This window comes from Streptomyces sp. NPDC041135, from assembly GCF_055592085.1.
Genome location: NZ_JBVIYZ010000104.1, coordinates 1 through 1,330 on the forward strand (window position 1 = coordinate 1; position 1,330 = coordinate 1,330).

The window sequence follows — 1,330 nt, forward strand, 5'->3', positions numbered from 1 at the left end:
TGAACCGTTCCGGGTTCGGTAGAGACTCGATTCCGTGAAAGGATCGAGTCATGGCACGCCCTTCCTCCTACCCCGCTGAGCTGCGTAAACGAGCGGTCCGCATGGTCGCTGAAGTCCGCGGTGACCATCCGAACGAGTCGGCCGCGTTCAAGGCGGTCGCTCAGAAGCTCGGGATCGGTTCCGCCGAGACGCTGCGGAACTGGGTCAGGCGGGACGAGATCGACTCCGGGCAGCGTCCGGGGACGACCACGGAGGAGTCCGCCGCGATGAAGGCGCTGAAGAAGGAGAACGCCGAGCTCAGGCGGGCCAACGAGATCCTGAAGGCTGCTGCGTCTTTCTTCGCGGCCGAGCTCGACCGGCCACACACACGCTCGTAGCGTTCATCGACGAGCACAAGGACCGCTTCGGCGGCGTCGAGCCGATCTGCCGCGTGCTGACCGCACACGACTGCAAGATCGCCCCCTCCACCTACTACGCCCACCACAGACGGCAGGCGGCTCCCGCGGCGCGCACCCTGCGCGACGCCGAGCTGAAGACCCTGATCACCCAGGCGTACGAAGCCAACTACCGCGTCTACGGCGCCCGGAAAATCTGGCGGCACCTGAACCGCCAGGACGTCACGGTGGCCCGCTGCACCGTCGAGCGCCTCATGCGCGATCTCGGGATCAGCGGCGCGGTCCGCGGCAGGAAAGTGATCACCACCATGGCCGACGCGAGCGCGGAACGTGCCCCGGACCTGCTGGACCGCGACTTCGTCGCCCCGGCCCCCAACCGCTGCTGGGTCGCCGACTTCACCCACGTCACCACGTTCGCCGGCGTCGTCTACGTCGCCTTCGTCGTGGACACCTTCTCCCGCCGCATCGTCGGCTGGTCCGCGGCCACCTCGAAGGAGACCCGGCTCGTCCTGGACGCCCTCGAGATGGCCCTGTGGCAGCGCGATCGCGACCAACACCCGCACCAGAAGGGCGAGCTGATCCATCACAGCGATGCCGGGTCGCAGTACACGTCGTTCGCGCTCGCCGAACACCTCGACCAGGCCGGTATCGCCGCGTCGATCGGATCGGTCGGCGATGCCTACGACAATGCCCTCATGGAGTCCGCGATCGGCCTGTTCAAAACAGAGCTGATCAAGCCGGCCCGCCCTTGGAGGACGCTGTCCCAGGTCGAGCTCGCGACGGCCGAGTGGGTCGACTGGTACTGCCACCGCAGACTCCACGGTGAAATAGGGCACATCCCACCCGCTGAATACGAGGCCAACCACTACCTCGCCAACACGAAACCCCAGGTCACAACCACAATCTGAAGTCTCTACCGAACCCGGAACGGTTCA

Annotated in this window: 1 protein-coding gene; it reads left to right on the top strand. The window is 66.3% G+C overall.

All coding sequences use genetic code 11. The features are described from left to right. Window positions 1-50: 50 nt before the first annotated feature. Window positions 51-1,303 (top strand): IS3 family transposase gene (locus ACZ6CZ_RS38050; RefSeq protein WP_469030695.1). Its coding sequence is split into 2 segments (ribosomal slippage): window positions 51-333 and window positions 333-1,303, totalling 1,254 coding nucleotides; the frame shifts between segments, so codons are not numbered across the junction. Window positions 1,304-1,330: the final 27 nt, after the last annotated feature.